Consider the following 17,413-nt stretch of genomic DNA (forward strand, 5'->3'; position numbering starts at 1 on the left):
ACAAATCTTTTATTATTTTTCTAAGGTCTGTTTTTAACTAACCACATATACAATATGTATTTAATCTTATAATTACAATAATATCTTATTTGACTTTTTTATTTTTTAATCAAAGAGATTTTAATATAATTATATAAATATTTAAATTAAAGTTAATATTTATATATGAAAGATTTAAAATATGAACGATTTATATATTAAGATAGAAAATGATTTAAACGGCAGAGGAAATGATTTAGAGCTTGACATAAAAAACATATATAAAATGCTTGAAAGTAACAATAATTTTTTAGAAAATATAGGCATTGTAGAGTATGCTAAAAATTTATTAGATAAATGCTTTTATGACGGCTTTAATAATACATTGTACTTTGCTAATGCAACTAGAATTGTTTCTTATAAAGACAATGAGCCTAAAGAATTGCGTCAGGTTTGGATTAGACCAGCGTATGATAATTTTTTTATAGAGCAATTAAATGGTAAATCACTTTCTTTTAGAGGTTATGTAAAAAGTGGCTTCTTTGTTGTAAATAAGATAAAAATAGTACCAAACTATAAAGGTGCAAAAAAAGAAATAGAAGAAGAGATAAATGGTGTTATCGTACATACTAAAAATTTAGGCAATTTTGGCAGCCATGATTTAAATTATAAAATAGATGAAACAGAATCTATAGTTAAAATTTCTCAAGACAATTTCCAAGAGTGGCAAAGCTATCTTGAGTGGAGAAAAAAAATCGTAGAACAAAAATTAGTCGGGATAAAGTATAAATATATCAAGTTTAATGATGAAGATCAGTCTATTGTATTAAATCTTATAGTACAGGATACAAAAGACTTTGACAAAATAAAAAAGTATCTAAAACGAGGGAATTTGGATATATTTGACAATTCATATTCACAAGAGGATACAAGGTTCGTATATAATCCAAAATATAAAGTCGGTCAGAATTTTAACAGCACTAGAATTTTAGGTGATTTGGAAACCAAGATAGACAACATAGTGTCTACATATAAAAATAATCTTTACGAATATAATGTTGTTTTCAAAATAGATAAAGATTATATTGAAGAATACAACATTAATGTAAGCAGTGAAGAAGTTGATGGTTTTTTTAAAGATAAAAAAACTGGTTTTTTAGCTACAAAAGAGGTTGGTGATTTTGCACTAATATCTCGTCTAAAGAGAGGTATAAATAAAGCCTTGCAAGATGAAAATATGTCACCAAATTTGCTCTTGTGGTTATTTGATATAACAAAAGCCGAAATACCAACAGTTGAAGAGATAAACAAAGAGTATGTGTGGAAAAATTCCAACTTGAATGAGGAGCAAAAAGTAGCAGTTCAAAAAATGCTAGCCACTAAAGATATTTGTTTAATACAAGGACCTCCTGGAACCGGTAAAACTACCGTAATAGCCGAGGCGATATATCATTTTACGAAAAATGGGCAACGAGTATTGCTAGCATCCCAAACAAACTTAGCAGTTGATAACGTACTAGAGAGGCTAGCCAAAGACCCTTCTATAAGAGCAGTGCGTCTAAACGATAGCAAAACTAGTGACGATATAGAGCACCTAAAAGAGAGCAAGGCTTTGGGCTACTATTTAAGCACGATACAAAATAAAATTAAAGAAAAATATATAGATATGTGGAGCAAAGATGAAGAAAGAAAAAATGCTATAGACAAGGATATGAGCGATCTATCAAATTATTATAAACGATTAGAAGATTTGTCAGCAAGAATCGAAGATATTAACAAAGAGTTGTCTATAAACAGGCAAAAATCCCAAGATATAAAGTTGCAAATAAAACAAGCTGAAGATAAAAACAATACTACCAGACACTTTAGAAATGAGATTGCTAAATTTTTAGATTTTTTAAAATATAAAGATGTAAATTTTGTATTACCAAATGAACTAATAAAGAAAATAGTACCGGCAATCACACCACGTTTAAATATAATCAATAATAGTATAAAACTAGACACCTTGGAAATAACGCTGCAAAAAGATGAAAATGATGCAAGTGGAGCCATAAGAGTAATTCATAATAATCTTAAAAAGATAAAAGAGCTAAAAAACAGGTTAGACTTAGCTAATCTAAATGAGCCTAATCCTCAAAATATTGATATTATAAATAGGCTAAATGAGATTAAAGACGAGCTTTACAAAATCGATGACGAAGAGGATTTTAATAGACTCAAAAAAGAACGAAAAGAGTTGGAAAAGAAAATTGGTAATAACATATTTACGCTGCAAGAAACAGAAAAAAGACTATTTTATACTAGCAATTTACAAGAGATAAGAAGTATAGTTACAAAATACTGGTCACCGATACTTGAATTAGATAATAAATTTAATACCGAAATCTATAGTCTTTCAACAAGTTTTTTAGAAAATTTGACCTTTATAGACACTAAAACTTATAAGGAAGAGTTGGAAATTTTAAATGGCAAAATATTAATTAACAAAGAAAGTCGTTCGCACAATTTAAATATTGTCAACCAGACAAATAAGAATATAACTGATATAAAAAGTAAATACAATATTTGCGACGAGCTCTCCAAAGATGAGGCATTAGAAAAAATAGAACGAGTACGCAATGATCTGGTTACTAAAATAAACAACTACACTTCTACAAGAAAAAATTTTGAAAATATATTAAAAAATTTCAATTCTAAGCTAGAAAACATAGACTTAGAAAACGAAAATGAATATTATAAAGATACATATATAAACTCTTGCAATATTGTTGGTATGTCATGTACGGATAATCCTAAAATTTTAGAAGATAGAGGACTTGATACATTTGATGTGGTTATAGTAGATGAAGTCAGCAAGGCCACTCCCCCTGAACTACTTTTGCCTATGCTAAAATCTAGCAAAGTTATCTTAGTCGGCGACCACAGACAACTGCCTCCCCTATTTGGAGAAAATGAAAAAGCATATAGTGAAATAGTAGATAGTGTGTGTGATAGAGAAGATGAGGAATTAAAGAATATTATCACTGAGGAAAATTTTAACGAATACAAAAACATGGTAACGTCTTCCATATTTAAAAAATATTTTGAAACTGCAAATCCAAATATTAAGCATTCGTTACTAAAACAGTTTAGAATGCATAGCCAAATCATGAGTGTGATAAATAGATTTTACGAAAATAGACTTATAGCCGGGCTGCCTCTTGAGATAGAAAATATCAGCAAGGCTCACAATATAACAATAAAAGGCGAAAATGGTTTTAAGTTTATAGAGCCCCAAAAGCACGTATACTGGATAAATTCGAGCGAAATAGTAGTAGACGGCAAAAAAGAAAAAATATCCGAACTACATGAAGCTAGAAGCACCTCTACATATAATATTGCAGAGGTGCATATGACAGTCGAACTTTTGAACAAACTAGAAAAATTTTATGCCGATAAAAAGATTGATCACAAAGTAAGTGTTGGAGTTGTATGTCTTTATCAATTACAAGTAAATAAGATAAGATTGTTTTTGAAAAAGAAAGGCATATCGTTTAAATATATTAGCGTAGACATAAACACGGTAGATAGGTTTCAAGGCAAGGAAAAGGAGATAATAATATCAAATTTGGTTAGGACACGCTCATATTCAAGCCATATAAAGAGTTTTGAGAGAATAAATGTCATGTTTTCACGTGCACAAAAAGTACTATTTATTATGGGTGATATTGACTGCTTTAAAAAGTTAAATATAGAAATTCCAAAAATGGATCAAATAGGTAGTTTAAATAGAAGGATTTATCGAGATATTATTAATACCCTAATTGAAGCCAATATGTACTTTGATAGCAATATTCTACTAGGAAATCGTCTCGCAAAATCGATATATCAAGAATATAAAAAGCTTGACACAAAAGGCAATAGTAATGAAAAAAGAAATAGCTAAAGTAACAATATCCGAACCATATCTAAAATATCAAACAGTAGTTTCTCATTTTAGTATACGAAAGATTACAACTTTTGAATGGCTATTGTTAGAGCTGCTTGCCAACTACGAAAAAACCAATTTTTCAATTTCAAACCTAGCGGTCTTATTTAACGATATATTTTTTATTAGTGATTTCGAAAAAACTATTTTACCGATACTAAAAAGCCTAAAAAGTAAAGGGTTGTTAAGTTGTGATGATTTGGATGATCATCAAGCCCTAACTATGCAAGATATTGAACTCAGTAGCGACGGTAGAGCTTTTCTTGATAAAGGCGAAATCCCAACCGATATCAGGCAAGAGGAAGTTACATTTTCATATGATATGTTTAATAAAAAACTAGATCTACATTATAAAAATAGAAAAACTCAACCTATAGGTATTGAAATTTGCGTTGATGAAAAGCCTACGGTAAAAAAGATAGAGGCAGTAAAAATTTTAGAAAGCCAAAAAAGCAAATTTAAATGGTTTGTTGATAGTACTCAAATAAACAAGATTGAACTACACAGCAGTACAAAAGAGTGGGAACACATTAAAAATGGAGTACTGATAGACAAATATGGACATATTACTCTTACAGAAAATAACAAAGATTTTTTAGAAGAATTTTTTAGATATATAGAGAGTGAGTGGAAAAGTGACGAAAAATTAAATGACTTTGAATATTTTAATTTTGAACAAATAGAAAAATTTCACGATAACCTTTCTTTTTTTAACAATGACGATGTTTTATTGTTTAGCCAAAAAGCACATGGTATTAGGTCATATCCTGAGGTGATAAAAAAGTATTCCGATAAGAATATTAATAAAATAAAGATTTTATTAGTATGTGAAAGCGATGAGTTTGATATAAAAATTTATGATAAACAAATCATAGTAAAAGTAATTGATAAAATGCCTTTAGAAAATTGTCTGCTTTGTAATTATAAGCAAAATGTTTGTCTTGCGAATTTTGCAGTCAAATATTATAATAGAAATAGTAAAATATCTCTTTTTTACAGCCTAAAGATGCAAAATTGTGTAGATGGGTTTTTATCTAAAATTATAAGTGAATACTTATATAAAAACAGCGATATAATTTACTTGGCTCTATTTTTAAAAAATGAAGTTAGAAATAAGGTCATATTAGAATGGTTTGATAGTTTAATTTTTAAAGATAATATTTTACTTTTTTATGATAGAGTAGAAATATTTTACCGTTTTCTTCACAAAACAGCCCAGATAAAAGACGAAAAAACATCTAGTGAAATAAAAGAATATATTCTTCTAAACAATAAAAGAATTAATAGCTTAGATAAAAATGATGAAATATTTGAATATATAGAATTAACTCAAATGATTTACAATGAACGAATTTATGATAAATTGCATATAAATAGCTATGATGATTTGATACAGTTTATGAGATATTTGAAATCAAACGAACTAGAACAGAATAAATTTATAAAAAAATATTATCCAAAGTTTTTTACACAAATCTCACAAATAGAAAATCTACAAAAGATAAGTGAAGTAGAAATAGCTATTAATAAAATACGATTATTATGCAAGGATATTCTAGATCCAGAAACTCGAAAAGAAAATTTAGATCAAATCAAAAGCATGATTAACACGATTTATAGATTAACAGAGATACCTGTGAACGATATAGAAAATACTTTGCTTGATAGTACTATAAGAGACTTAATAAATAGAAAAAATAACAAAAACAAGAAAAGAAAGAAGAAAAAATGAGTAGAGAATACGAAACTAGAATCAGATGGCAAGAAGAACAAGAAAGAGCTAGACGCAAAAGAGAGGAACTGAATAAAGATAGGGTACGAAGTCAGACGGCCAAGTTTTTAACTGGATATAAAAAAAGGCTAGCCTCTATGAAGTCAGCAAGATTGGATGAATATATCTCACTAAATATGCTAGAAAGAGATATTATTACAGCCGAGGCACAATTACTAGAAGATCCGTATTATGCAAGAGATCTAAGCTTTGCTATAGGGACTTATATAAATCAGTTAGAATCAAATGCAAGGGCAATCAAAAAAGAGCAAACTAGTTTAAACAAAAATGATATTGTAGATTTTTATTATTCTGAAATTCGTAAAATTTCAGATATTTTAGTGATAGAATTTGCAAAAGATGAGCTTAACAATATTAGAGATAGTTTGTCTAGATATGACGGAACAAATTTGACCGCATTTAAAAACAGCCTATGTGACAAAATCTCATCAGCAATAAAAAATGCAAAAATAAAAGCGGAAACCTATAGAGAAAAAAAAGAACAAGAAAGCTTAAAGATTCATGCCAAAAATGACCTAGAAGCCATAGAAGCAGAAATAAAAAATCAAAAAATCTCAGACGAAAACAAACAAGAACAAGAAAAAATTTTAGCTCAAATCGCCAAAACAAAAGTTGCGTTAAATAGCCATAAAGATATATCAAGCATAAAAGCGGATATTGAAGAAGTACAACGGAAAACAAATGATTTTTTGATAGATGAAACAGCCAGAAAAGAGATTGTAAAATGTATAAAAGCAAGTTTAGAAAAGCAAGAATTTAACGTAACAAAGATAGCTCTAAAAGACGGCAATGTAATAATACAAGCAAGTCGACCATCCGGAAAAACAGCTAGTTGCAAAGTATCTTTAGATGGAAAACTAACATATAAATTTGATAACTATAAAGGAATGACATGTATCGAGGATATAGAAAAATTTGAAAAAGAGATGAATGACATTTACTCTATCAAATTTGAAACCAAAAAAACAATTTGGGAAAATCCGGATAGGATATCTAAAGATACAATTGATACTAGTAAAAACAATGAATTACCGCTAAAAAGAGGATAATATGAGCGAATGGATAAAAAAATTTGAACGAGATAGTAAGCTAAAAAGTGCTATCTTGCTAAATGGTAATACTTCTGATATAATCAAAGGCAAGACTGGTAAATATGTAAACACTATCGATTTCATAATTCATATGCTTAATGATAATTTTAGTAATGTTATCCTCTGGGATAGGATTAGCGGTATAAGCAAATTGTCCAAAAGTAGTGGCGGTTTTTATGATTCCAATCAAGACAACCTAGACGATGACGAGGAAAATTATGATATAGGAGAAGACGGCAAGAACAATAATAATGATACTGGAAAATACAAAGATATAAATGAATTTTTTAGCTTTATATTGCAAAAAATAAATTCAAAAACTTGTTTTATCCTAGACTATTCCGATTACATTTTTAGCTCGAATTCTAGTATGAGCGATCAAGAAAAGCAGTGGCTTGCTATACTCAAAAAGAGCATAAATGAAAACGCAATATACGATCTTTTAAATACGGACATGATAAGACAAGGTTGTTTGATAGTAATTTTAACCCAAAAACTAGCAACAATCCCATCATCTTTTTATGTAGGCGATCCAAACGTAAGTACCATTACCATACCTATGCCACCTCGCTCTAAACGATATGAATTTATTGAATACATAGAACCAATGATTGAATTTGAACCAATGCTAGATAAGTCAAAACTAAACGACTTTATAGATGCACTTGACGGTTTTAGCCTAAAAGATATCGCCCAAATCATAAAACTATCTAAACTTTCAGAGCCTAAACTAAGTTATGAAAAAACTATAAATTTATATAAATACGGCGAGAGTAAAAGCCCTTGGGAGGATCTCAATAGAGACAAGCTATTTAATATACAAGAAATTTTAAAAGAAAGAGTAAAAGGGCAGAATGAAGCAATAGAAAAGGTGGAAAGTGTTATTATTAGAGCCTTTACAGGCTTTTCAGGCTTGCAACACTCGACAAAAATTAAAAAGCCAAAAGGCGTACTGTTTTTTGTAGGCCCTACTGGCGTTGGTAAGACTGAGCTTGCAAAGTCATTGGCGAATTTTTTATTTGGCGATGAAACTGCTTGCATACGTTTTGATATGTCAGAATTTAACCATGAACATAGTGACCAAAGGCTAGTTGGAGCACCTCCTGGATATGTAGGCTACGAAGAAGGAGGACAGCTAACAAATGCAATCAAGGCAAAACCTTTTAGTGTACTGCTTTTTGATGAGATAGAAAAAGCACATGGCAAAATTTTAGATAAATTTTTACAAATTTTAGAAGACGGCAGACTAACAGATGGCAAAGGCGAGACCGTATCTTTTGCCGAGTCTGTTATTATTTTCACGTCAAATATCGGTGCTTCAGATACTGTAAATTCTGATATCAAACAAGAGGTAAAAAGACAATTTTTACAAAAAGTCAAAGAGCATTTTATAGTGACTCTAAAGCGCCCAGAACTTCTTAATAGGATAGGCGATGACAATATCGTGCCATTTAACTTCATCAATAGCGATATTTTTTTGATAGAAATAGCCAAGTCCAAATTTGAAAAAATAAAGCAATTTGTAAAAGAAAAATATAAAATTAGCGATATTAAATTTGACGATGAAGAAAAAACATATCAGATTTTAGCGTCAAAAGTTGATAAAAATAGTGGTGGAAGAGGTGTGCTAAATATGCTAGAAAGCCACATAGTCAATCCATTATCAGAATTTGTGTTTGAAAATTTTGATTCGCTTAGTGGGCGTGCAATAACAATAAAAATAGAAAACGAAAAATTTGGCACATTTGAATTTGAGCTTAACTAATGTTAAATATAGCTAGTATCCGCGAGTGTACAATTGCCGAAGGGCCAGGGAAACGTATGGCAATATGGACTCAAGGATGCTTAAAACGATGCAAAAATTGTTGCAATCCGCATATGCAAGCACTAAAAAAACGAGAATTTATACAAACTCGTAGCTTAATAGAAATAATTGAAAAATCCCATAAAGTAAACGGCATAGAAGGTATTACTCTTTTGGGTGGTGAGCCGATTTTACAATCAAAAGGACTGTCAAAAGTCGCAAAATGGTGCAAGCAAAACAACCTTAGCGTGCTTCTTTTTAGTGGTTATACATTACAAGAAATGCAGTTAATGAATATGGAAAGTTTAGCGGAGTTACTGGAATACACAGATGTACTTATAGATGGCGAGTATATTGACGACCTATATAATGAAGATTACGGTATAGTTGGCTCTAGCAATCAAAAAATTCACTTTTTGACAAATTTTTATACTTTAAGCGATTTTAAAAGTGAAATTAAGGTAGATATTGTAATAGGGAGAGATAGTATTTGCATGAATGGTTGGGTAATAAATTTGTAAAATTACAGCTACAAAACCAACAATGTATTTGAAGTCAAAAAAACTAATAGTTAGTAAAATTTTAGGTACCGAATATCAAATTTAAGACAATCTCTCTATAAAACCTATAGAGTCTTGGAAAAAAGTTTTAATATGCGGTTTAAATGTTCACCTTGTTGGCCTCCATGCCGCACCTAATAATATAACTCTTGAAAAACAAACAACTTTTAAACATATTATTGTATCATATTGAACTATCATAAAAATTTATTAAAATACAATATTAGATAAATTGTATAATTACACAATCAAAAAATACACTCAAGGAATTAAAATGGTAAAGTGTAGTTTTAATAACTTTAAGGCATATGGCAAACATCCACAGAAATTCTCAAGCAAACCTATTACTTTAGTATATGGACCTAATAGCTCGGGCAAATCTAGTTTTTTACACGCTATTTTATACAGAGAGCATCTTTTGAATAATGGCAATACTGATTTACAAAAAACAGATTTGGGAGGTGACGAAATAGACTTTGGAGGGTTTAAAAATTTTATCCATAAGCATGATACAAAAAACATATTAAGATATACATACGAGTTCATGGATAAAGAAACTATACAGTATATTTTATACTACAAATATACTGATTATTTTTCTGAATTAAACAATGAATTTAATAGTGAGAGTTTTTTAGAAAAAATAAATACTAGGCTTTTATTTGATATTATAAAAGATAACAAAAACTTAAAATTAACTACAGGCATTAATGTAGAAGAATTACACAGTATAATAAGCAATAGCTACGGCATAGAAAAAATAGAAATAGAAATTCGTACCGGGATAGATCGCAATTACGCATTTTACAAAAAAGATATAGTTATAATTATCAACTCTGAAGAATATGCACATTTAGCATCTTTTTATGATAATGCGGACGATTGCCCAAAAAATCTTAAAACAACAGACAGAACATTTTTAAAAGATCGCTTCTTGATACGACTTAACAAAAATCACCCTTTTGTAAAAACAGTAAAAGACAATATAAACTACATTGAGTCCTATGATACAGAACCGAATCTTTACAATCAAGATAAAATAGACGAAATAGGATACTATTTGTGGTCACTTGATGAGTTGAAATATAAAAATATACATAATATTTTAAAAGAATTTGATAAAAACAAAGGACTTGATGTATTGCTTGGAGATATTGCACTTTGCATATTTGAAGGTTGTAAAAATTATATGTATAGAAAAACAATACAATATTATTCACCGCTTAGATTCTATCCCGAAAGGAAAGATCTTATATTTGATAATTTTAGCGACCATAGGGATGACTACAAGCCAAATTCAAGTAAGGACATATGGGAAAAAATCGTACACGATGAATATGCTAGAAAAAAACTGAATGCATGGTTATCTGATGAAAAAAAACTTAAATCAAGTTATAAAATAGAAGTTGAAAAATTTTATAAATTTAAAGATATTAAAGATGTTCCCAATATACAATATCCAGATATCCAAGAATTAAAATTTCTTGATTTAAGAACTGGTGTATTTGTATCGCCACGAGATATGGGTCTTGGAATATCGCAGTCATTACCTATACTAGCAAGTTGCTTTACTCTTTATGATAGCAGTATTTTTATAGAACAACCAGAACTTCATTTACATCCAGCCGTTCAATGTGAAATAGCAGACGAGTTTATAAAATCAAAAAATAACAATAGAAATGATTTTTTCATAGAAACTCATAGCGAACACATATTGCTTAGAATTATGAGAAGGCTAAGATACTCTAGTGAAGGAAAAATCAATAAAGGCGATGAGTTGTATATAACTCCTGAAGACATATGCTTACTTTATGTTGATAATAATGGAGAAGATACATATATTAAAGAGCTGGAACTTGATGTCGACGGGACTTTGCTAGATGCTTGGCCAAATGGATTTTTTGAAGAAGGATACAAAGAGAGGTTTGAGTAAAATGCTAAAAGAGATATTTATAACTCCTGAAGTATTTTTAGAAAGCAACATGAGCGTAAATAATTTTTACAATCTGAAATCACTTTTGGAGAATATAAAAAATGGAGGTTTTGTATTGTCTTTAGAGAATGAACAATGGATAAACCATGTTCTATCCAATATATCTTCCTGTATTCCTCAACATAGAGATTTGCTATCAAAACTCATAAGTCACCTCAAAGATAGGGAAAGAATAGAATTTCAGCCAAAAAGTGGAATTGAGCCACAAACAGAAGATGATTGGCTTAAAATTGCTCAGAATATACATAGTATTAAGAGGATAAATTCTATATTTTCTAACAAAACGACTGACTATACTTTAACACTCAATCATTTAGACAGTATAGATCTAGTTAATGAGTATGGATACAATGGGTCTATAAAAAGAGTTAAAACTGAAAAAGAATTAGAAAAAATATTTTCTACCATAGTAGCTTATGCAAAAAAAGTTACTATAATAGATCCATATTTTTATCTGCACATCCCTAGATATAAAGTATCATTGGAAATAATAGCAAAGAATTTTGGGGAACGCAGAAATAATAAAATTTATGGAAAAATAATTATACATTGTAGATTTCAAGAAAATGAGTATGGTAATTTTAAAAATAAACTAAAAAAATGGCAAGAAATTTGTAATTTTATTTATTCTAAATACGGACATATTATAACTATATTTGTATGGAAAGAAAAGATTGGTAACATTAAGATGCATGACAGGTATTTAATAACTAATCAGGTTGGACTTCTTGTAGCGGCAGGATTGGATAAAGACGACAATCAAGAGAGTGAATTTAGTTTAAAATTATATGAAGAATTAAGCAATATAACATCCCCTTTTGATAGAAACAATCCTTTATTTGATTTGGCTTTTGAAGTTACATCATCGAGTATAAAAACATATTAGACATAACTGAGCAATAAAATATTTATAAAACTAAAAATTTAATACTCTAAAGTTTTTATTTATAGAAAACTGCACTTTTATCTATTATATAGCAATATGTACTATGACTTTATATTTGTATTATTAGAGTTGAATTTTGCCTTGCCACCTAATAGTTTGCTTGCCACCCCATTTGCCACCTAATAAAAGTAAAACTATTGTATTTCAAAATTATGGAAATAAAAGCTAAAAAGTGGAATATAAACGAATTTTAGGTAATTTTTTATACAGTGAAAGTATGGTAAAAGAAGGTAAAAATACACTGAAAGTATATAATGGTGGGTTCACCAGGACTCGAACCTGGGACCATCCGGTTATGAGCCGGATGCTCTAACCAACTGAGCTATGAACCCGCCAGTTGAATTGAAGTTGTGATTATAACAATGCAAACCTTATTTATCGCTAAATTTTGTTTTAAATTTTTAAAAATGTATAATTGTCATTAAATTTAAAAACGAAAGCGACAAAATGAATACAAATTTAACTAAAGCAATGCAAATTTTTTTAGATAATCCAGATAAAGAAAACGAAAATAACCTTATACAAGAGCTTAAAAAAGCCCAGTTTATGGCTCCTGTTATTATCAATCAAGCCCTAGCGAAGCCTGATGGAAAGGCATTTTATGAAGAAGAAGGCTCAAATATCAAATTTATTCTTCTTGAAGACGAAGAGAGCGATCTTAGCTATTTTCCCGCTTTTACAAGCAAAGAAGAGATGATGAAGTGGAGAAATGATAGCGAACAAGAAGTATTAAATTTAGAGCTTAAAAACTATCTTACTATGCTAGAAGCATCAAAAGAAAAGTATGCGGGCATAACCATAGACGCATTTTCGTATAATTTAATCTTAAATTTCAAGACGATTAAGCAAATTTGTGAAATTTAACCTTAAATTTCACTCGTTTTCAGGCTCGCTTTGAGCAACGCTCTCATCAAATCCAAGCTCAAGCGTCTTTATCTCGCCGATAGAATTTCCTGCGATACCTTTGATCGAGCCAAACATCTCTATTGCATTATCACGAACCTTTTCTATCTGTTTTTCGCGGCTTTTCCAAATTCGCTTCATCGCATTTTGCTCTTTTATAAGATCTTCTTGCATAGAGGTAAAGCCCTCTACGATAGCCTCAATTCGCATTTTAAACTCATTGCTCGTTAGATAAGAGTAAAGAAGCTCGATTTTGCCTGTTTTATTTTGCACGGAGCTTTTAGCGAAATTTAGCTCAATCACAGAATTTCTAAGCACAAAGCTAAGCGCCTTAAACTCCTCATACGAACACACCCACACTCCATCAACCAGCCCCAGCCGCTCCATATCTTTTGGGCGCGCTTCGCTCACAAGCACTCCCACGTCAGCACCGCTTGAGCGCATATCGGATCTAAATTTCTCTATCCACTCATTTGAAAAGTTCTTGGTTCGCTTGCTTTCATAGTAAATTTTACCGCAGTTTTGCACCTCTCTAGTATTTACTATTTGCATGCAGTCAGCGCCGTTTGCGCCCTTTTTAACCTCCTCGATAGTATCAAGCGGAAATTTCGCCCTCAACCACTCCTCGATCGCAAGCTCCTGCACCTCACCTTGAAGCTGCTGGCTACCCTGTTCTATGCGTCTTTGAGCTTCACTCAGCTGCTTTTTAAGTGCTTCCATCTGCTCATCTTTTTGGCGAAATTTAAGCTCATTGGCAGATAAAATTTCCTTTTGTAAGCGCTCCTTTTCGGCTTGCAACTTAGCCGAAAATTCAAGCTCGCTTTTAGCCTTGATACTTGCTTCAAGCTCATCTTTTTCGCGTTTGAGTTTTTCTATTTCCACGGTTTTTAAATTTAGCTCGCTAACCTGCTTTGACTTGGCTTCAAGCTCGGCTTTTAGCGCATTTACAGCAGCTAAATTTTCATTTTCAAATTTTATCTTTATCTGTGCTTCAAGCTCGCTTTGCCTAAGCTTTAAGGCCTCAGCTACTCTAGCGTCAAATTCCGCCTGCTTAGCTTCAAGCTCCTTTTGCTTTGCGTTTAGCTGCTCTAAATGCGTCTTATACTGCTCTCTTTTGGCCTCAACCTCTTTTTCAAAATTCTTTTTTTCGGCGGCTAATTTTTGGTTAAATTCCTGTTCGACTTGGCTTTTAAAAGCCGAATTTACATCTACATCAAACCCGCAGTTTGGGCATTTTACGCTATCTTTCATTTATAGTCTCGTCTTCATCTTTTCAAATTCATCCTGCACGACTTTCTGATTTGGCTCGTTTGTCATCTTGTCTATCGCATCACCCCAGATGCTAATCACTATAATAGCAATACTTGAAGCTACAAATCCCGGCAAAATTTCATAAACATAAGAATTTAGCCCAAAAGCTATCCAAGCAAGCACTGTTATGCCGCCGACTATCATGCCTGCAAGTGCCGCCAGAGCGCTCATGCGCTTATAATAAAGACTAAACAAAAGCACAGGTCCAAAACTAGCCCCAAATCCGGCCCAAGCGTTACCTACCACTCCCAGCACGGTATCGGTTGAGCCAAACGCCAAGAGTGTTGCCACTAAAGCAACTGCAACTACGGCATATCTGCCAAATATCACCTGCGTCTTTTCATCGACCTCTTTTTTATAAAATGCAAGAATAAAGTCCTTCGTAACAGAGCTTGCGCTTACTAAAAGCTGGCTTGAAATCGTACTCATAATCGCCGAAAGCACCGCAGAGATGATAACTCCTACGATAAATGGATGAAACAGCGTCTCCCCAAGCTTTAAAAATACGGTTTCAGAGTCTTTTAAAGGCATGCCAAGCTGACTATAATAAACAAAGCCTATAAGCCCGCTCATGATAGCGCCAATGAGCCCAAGCGCCATCCAGCCGATACCTATCCTGCGCGCCTGAGCAAGCTCGCTAGAGCTTCTTATCGCCATAAAACGCACTATAATATGAGGTTGTCCAAAGTATCCAAGACCCCAAGCCATGAGTCCTAGTATGCTTAAAAATGTCTGATTGTGAAATAAATTCAAGTGGTTTTCGCCGTATTTGTTAATCTCGCTCCAAAGGCTCGCTCCACTTGGGATTTCGATATTAAAAAACGCAACGGTAGGGACTAAAATAAGCACTAAAAACATAAGCGAACCTTGAAAAGCATCGGTTATCGCAACCGCTCTAAATCCGCCAAAAAAAGTATAAAACACAACGATAAATAGCGTAAATATCGCTCCTATCTTAAAATCAAGCCCGAAAAAACTCTCAAAGCTCTTGCCGCCCGCGATGATACCGCTACTTACGTAAAGAGTAAAAAATACAAGTATAACCACACCTGAAACTATACGTAAAATTTTTGTGTTGTCTTTAAAGCGGTTTTCTAAAAAATCAGGAATCGTTATACTGTCGCTTGCAACCTCAGTATATACTCTAAGCCTTTTAGCCAAAAATAGATAGTTACAATACGCACCTATGGTTAGTCCAATGGCTATCCAGACGTTTGCGATACCCGTAGCATAAAGTGCACCGGGCACTCCAAGCAACATCCAACCGCTCATATCGCTAGCTCCTGCGCTAAGAGCCGTTACAACCGGTCCTAGTCTGCGATTATCCAGCAAGTACTCGCTCATATTTGCGTTTTTGTTATAAGAATACTTACCGACAAACAATAAAAATCCAAAATAAAGAGCAATAGCAAGATATGCGCCAAATTCCATAAAACAAGCCTTTTGGTTAAATTTAAAGCGATATATTAACATTAAATTTATTAAAATTTAAAAATTTACCCTCTTAAATTTGCTCGCGTGAGCTGAAATTTCACACTAAAACAGTATCAATTAAGCAAAAAAATATCAATTTTTTTGTATATTTGACATTTACGTTTCATTAAAGGCAACCAAATTGAACGAGAAATTTTTCAAACTTCTTTTTTTCCTAACCATAGTCTGCGTCGGTGTTTATTTTACCTACCCTACCGAGCTTAACGCAACTCAGCGCTTAGCATATCTGCAAAGTTACAAAACAACTCTCATACTAACCGCAGGCGGTATAACCATAGGCATAGTACTTGGATTTTTCCTTGCGTTTTTACGCTTCTTAAAGATCAAGCCGCTTACATTTATCATAGATGAATACATCGACATCTTGCGCGGCACTCCGCTCATGCTCCAGCTTATGGTTTTTGCGTTTATTATACTTGTTTCGTTTGAAAATTTATACGCAGCCATTGTAGCTCTTGGATTAAATAGCTCCGCATACGTCGCAGAAATCGTTAGAAGCGGTATTGCTAGCGTAGATAGAGGACAGATGGAAGCGGCTCGCGCTATGGGACTTGACTACTCAACCTCAATGGGACAAATCATAATCCCTCAAGCGACAAAAAACATCTTGCCAGCACTTGCAAACGAGTTTATATCTCTTTTTAAAGAAACATCCATCGTAGGCTTCATAAGCGTAGCCGATATCACGATGCAAAGCAGAAGCTTTCAATCGGTTCTTTACAACCCAAAGCCGCTTATATTTGCGGGCGTGGTTTACTATACAAGCGTTAAAATTTTTTCGTATTTGGCTAAAAAGCTTGAAGAGAGGCTAAATAGACATGATTGAGATTAGAAATTTAAACAAAAACTACGGCGATCTGCAGGTTTTAAAAGATATTAGCGTAGATATCAAACAAGGCGAAGTAATAGCCATCATCGGACCAAGCGGCGGGGGTAAAAGTACATTTTTACGCTGCATAAACCGCCTTGAAGAACCTACAAGCGGACATATCAAGATAAATGGCGAAGACATACTGAGCAAAAAAGCCGATATAAACAAAATTCGCCAAAAGATAAGCATGGTTTTTCAGCATTTTAATCTATTTGCAAACAAAAACGTCCTAGAAAATTTAACTCTGGCTCCGATTAAAGCGGGAATTTTAAGCAAAACGGATGCGGAAAAAAGAGCCGACGAGCTTCTTAAAAGCGTAGGATTGCTTGATAAAAAATACGCCTTCCCTCACAAACTTTCAGGCGGACAAAAACAACGCATAGCCATAGCCAGAGCGCTTGCGATGAATCCTGACGTGATACTTTTTGACGAGCCGACCTCAGCGCTTGATCCGGAGATGATCGGAGAAGTTCTTGATATCATGAGAGATGTTGCGGCCAAAGGCCTAACTATGCTTGTAGTTACTCACGAAATGGGCTTTGCAAGAAATGTGGCAAACCGTATATTTTTCATGGACGGGGGCAAAATTACCGTAGATGATACACCTAAAAATATCTTTGAAAATCCACAAAATCAAAGACTAAAAGAATTTTTAGGAAAAGTGTTAAATCATTAATTTTAAAGTATTATAATTACGCA

The 17,413-nt window shown here is 32.3% G+C and carries 12 protein-coding genes and 1 tRNA gene; 10 read left to right on the forward strand and 3 right to left on the reverse strand.

What is annotated here, in order from left to right:
• Positions 1-181: 181 nt before the first annotated feature.
• From CDOM16188_RS05680 to CDOM16188_RS05710, 7 genes are all read left to right on the forward strand, one after another.
• Positions 182-3,907 carry an ATP-binding protein gene (locus CDOM16188_RS05680; protein WP_172200119.1) on the forward strand — a complete coding sequence of 1,242 codons (3,726 nt, stop codon included), beginning with the start codon at positions 182-184 and terminating at the stop codon, positions 3,905-3,907.
• On the forward strand, positions 3,888-5,681 hold the full coding sequence (locus tag CDOM16188_RS05685; RefSeq protein ID WP_172200121.1) for a hypothetical protein: 1,794 nt from the start codon (positions 3,888-3,890) through the stop codon (positions 5,679-5,681). Before CDOM16188_RS05680 ends, CDOM16188_RS05685 begins: the two co-directional genes overlap by 20 nt.
• Complete coding sequence (locus tag CDOM16188_RS05690) at positions 5,678-6,790, forward strand: hypothetical protein (protein WP_172200123.1); 1,113 nt, start codon at positions 5,678-5,680, stop codon at positions 6,788-6,790. The genes CDOM16188_RS05685 and CDOM16188_RS05690 overlap by 4 nt, the downstream gene beginning before the upstream one ends.
• Position 6,791: 1 nt before the next feature.
• Positions 6,792-8,597, forward strand: a complete 1,806-nt coding sequence (locus CDOM16188_RS05695) for an AAA family ATPase (protein WP_172200126.1) — start codon at positions 6,792-6,794, stop codon at positions 8,595-8,597.
• A complete protein-coding gene (locus CDOM16188_RS05700; RefSeq protein WP_172200129.1) occupies positions 8,597-9,157 on the forward strand; it encodes a 4Fe-4S single cluster domain-containing protein in 561 nt (186 codons plus the stop codon). Before CDOM16188_RS05695 ends, CDOM16188_RS05700 begins: the two co-directional genes overlap by 1 nt.
• Before the next feature lie 313 nt (positions 9,158-9,470).
• Positions 9,471-11,129: an AAA family ATPase gene (locus tag CDOM16188_RS05705; protein WP_172200132.1), complete on the forward strand. Its 1,659-nt coding sequence runs from the start codon at positions 9,471-9,473 to the stop codon at positions 11,127-11,129.
• Positions 11,122-12,075 (forward strand): hypothetical protein, encoded by a 954-nt coding sequence (locus CDOM16188_RS05710; protein WP_172200135.1) that lies wholly within the window; start codon positions 11,122-11,124, stop codon positions 12,073-12,075. Before CDOM16188_RS05705 ends, CDOM16188_RS05710 begins: the two co-directional genes overlap by 8 nt.
• 315 nt (positions 12,076-12,390) lie before the next feature.
• Here the strand turns inward: CDOM16188_RS05710 and CDOM16188_RS05715 are convergent.
• Positions 12,391-12,467 (reverse strand) — tRNA-Ile (locus tag CDOM16188_RS05715).
• Between the two features lie 115 nt (positions 12,468-12,582).
• Between CDOM16188_RS05715 and CDOM16188_RS05720 the strand changes: the two genes are divergently transcribed.
• A complete protein-coding gene (locus CDOM16188_RS05720) occupies positions 12,583-12,999 on the forward strand; it encodes an SseB family protein (RefSeq protein WP_172200138.1) in 417 nt (138 codons plus the stop codon).
• Between the two features lie 9 nt (positions 13,000-13,008).
• On the opposite strand, the gene CDOM16188_RS05725 is transcribed toward CDOM16188_RS05720, so the two are convergent.
• Both CDOM16188_RS05725 and putP read right to left on the reverse strand, forming a co-directional pair.
• Positions 13,009-14,289 carry a DUF2130 domain-containing protein gene (locus CDOM16188_RS05725; RefSeq protein ID WP_172200141.1) on the reverse strand — a complete coding sequence of 427 codons (1,281 nt, stop codon included), beginning with the start codon at positions 14,287-14,289 and terminating at the stop codon, positions 13,009-13,011.
• On the reverse strand, positions 14,290-15,780 hold the full coding sequence (gene putP / locus CDOM16188_RS05730) for a sodium/proline symporter PutP (protein WP_172200144.1): 1,491 nt from the start codon (positions 15,778-15,780) through the stop codon (positions 14,290-14,292).
• Between the two features lie 223 nt (positions 15,781-16,003).
• Between putP and CDOM16188_RS05735 the strand changes: the two genes are divergently transcribed.
• Positions 16,004-16,669 (forward strand): amino acid ABC transporter permease, encoded by a 666-nt coding sequence (locus CDOM16188_RS05735; RefSeq protein WP_254064982.1) that lies wholly within the window; start codon positions 16,004-16,006, stop codon positions 16,667-16,669.
• Positions 16,662-17,390, forward strand: coding sequence for an amino acid ABC transporter ATP-binding protein (locus tag CDOM16188_RS05740; RefSeq protein WP_169940388.1), 729 nt, complete (start codon positions 16,662-16,664; stop codon positions 17,388-17,390). The genes CDOM16188_RS05735 and CDOM16188_RS05740 overlap by 8 nt, the downstream gene beginning before the upstream one ends.
• The last annotated feature ends 23 nt before the right edge of the window (positions 17,391-17,413 follow it).

The organism is Campylobacter sp. RM16188 (assembly GCF_012978795.1).
GTDB lineage: Bacteria > Campylobacterota > Campylobacteria > Campylobacterales > Campylobacteraceae > Campylobacter_A > Campylobacter_A canis.